The organism is Dietzia sp. DQ11-38-2 (genome assembly GCF_014145055.1).
Taxonomy (GTDB): Bacteria; Actinomycetota; Actinomycetes; order Mycobacteriales; family Mycobacteriaceae; genus Dietzia.
Window position 1 is genome coordinate 1 of the sequence record NZ_JAALDW010000341.1, and the last position, 1,757, is coordinate 1,757.

The window sequence follows — 1,757 nt, forward strand, 5'->3', positions numbered from 1 at the left end:
AGTGTGCGACGCAGCTCGGCGGTACCGAGGGTGCGACCGCGCAGGTCGATACGGGAGAGCATGGTGTGGCCTTTCCTTTGATCACGGGACGTCGAGCAACCGGCCGACGGCCGCGAACCAGTCTAGGTGCGCCCGGGCCCGGGCCCGTCCCATGCCACCCTCGCGGGTGTCGTCGACGCGGTCGGGCGCACCCTCCGGCCGCTCACGCGCAGCAGGCGCCACCCTCGGAATCGGCGCCGGCCTCGTCGTCGTCGTTCCTGGTGGTGTCACCCACCACCGGCGACGTCCCGAACGTCTCCGAGTCGGCCAGGACCGTGTAGATCTCCCACCGCTCGCCTCCCGGGCCGGTGACCCACACCTTGTCCTGGGTGGCGAAGCAGCAGGTCGTGCCGATCTCCTCGTCGGTGAACAGGCCGGCGTCGGTCAGTCGCGCGATCTCGCCGTGGACCTGCTCGCTGGACTCGACCTCGACGCCCAGGTGGTTGAGCGAGCCTCCCTGGCCCGGGTTCTCGAGCAGGACCAGCTTGAGGGGCGGCTGCCCCACCACGAAGTTGGCGTAGCCGGGCTTGCGCTTGGCTGGCTCGACGCGCAGCAGCGTCGAGTAGAACCGAACGGCCTCGTCGACGTCGTCGACGTTGAGGGCGAGTTGCACACGGGACATGGTCGGAACCTCCACCACTGAGATGTATATCGAAATTGTTGCACCGCCCAGGCAAGCAGCCTTTTCGATATTCGTCAAGAAGCTGGGTTAGACTCGCGGACATGCCCAAGGCCCTGCCCCTCCTCGACGTCAGCTCGCCGGTCTGCTGCGCGCCCGTATCGGCGGGGCCGATCGGCCACGAGGACGCCGTGGAGATCGCGCTGCGCCTCAAGGCCCTCGCCGACCCGGTCCGGATCCGACTGCTGTCGCTCCTTCTCACCAGTGACGACGGCGAGGTCCGCACCGGAGATCTGTCCGCCGCGACCGGCGTCGCGGAGTCGACCACCTCCCATCACCTGGGCCGGCTCCGCGAGGCCGGGATGATCGAGTCGGAGCGGCGCGGGATGAGCGTGTTCCACCGTGCCCGCGGGTCCGCGATCGACGCCCTGCGCGCCGCGCTCGACCCGAACTGTTGCACCTAGCCGAACCGGACCGCACCGTCCACCAGGTGTATGCGTGCGTCACATCGCGCCGCCACCCCCTCGTCGTGCGTGACCAGCATCAGCGCCACGTCGAACTCCCGCGCCGTGCCCAGGAGCAGGTCCATCACGACGGCGCCCGACTCCGAGTCCAGCGCACTGGTCGGCTCGTCCGCCAGGAGCATCGACGGACCGTGGACCAGCGCTCGTGCGACGGCCACCCGCTGGCGCTGCCCTCCCGACAGGGCTCCCACGGACCGATCGGCCATCGGCCCCAGGCCAACCCTGTCCAGGAGTTCGTCGGCTCGCACCCGCACCGCGGTCCGGCGCGCACGCGACGGCCGTCCCCCGAGCCAGGCCATGGCCTCGAGTTGCTCGCGCGCGGTGAGGGACTCGACCAGGTTGGACTGTTGGAAGACGATGCCGATCTCCGTCCGGCGCAGCTCGGCCGCCCGGCGGGCACTCACCGCCGCCAGGTCCACCTCGCCGTCGCGGGTCGCCAACCACACGTGGCCGGAATCCGGCGGGGTGAGCGTGGCCGCGGCGGCCAGCAGACTGGACTTGCCCGAGCCGGAGGGCCCGGTCACCGCGAGACTACGGCCGCGGTCGATCCCGCACGAGACGCGGTCCACGGCGGA

At 70.7% G+C, this 1,757-nt stretch carries 3 protein-coding genes; 1 reads left to right on the forward strand and 2 read right to left on the reverse strand.

Going from position 1 to position 1,757, the window contains the following annotated elements:
- Positions 1–202 precede the first annotated feature (202 nt).
- Complete coding sequence (locus tag G6026_RS11815; protein ID WP_182613295.1) at positions 203–661, reverse strand: ArsI/CadI family heavy metal resistance metalloenzyme; 459 nt, start codon at positions 659–661, stop codon at positions 203–205.
- Positions 662–762: 101 nt separating this feature from the next.
- On the opposite strand from G6026_RS11815, the gene G6026_RS11820 reads away from it, so the two are divergent.
- The gene (locus G6026_RS11820; protein WP_107756278.1) at positions 763–1,122 is read left to right on the forward strand and encodes an Rv2640c family ArsR-like transcriptional regulator; all 360 of its coding nucleotides are present in this window, start codon (positions 763–765) and stop codon (positions 1,120–1,122) included.
- Here G6026_RS11820 and G6026_RS11825 read toward each other — a convergent pair.
- A partial coding sequence (locus G6026_RS11825; protein ID WP_182613296.1) for an ABC transporter ATP-binding protein occupies positions 1,119–1,757 on the reverse strand: 639 nt, incomplete at its 5' end. The two genes, G6026_RS11820 and G6026_RS11825, sit on opposite strands and share 4 nt — an antisense overlap.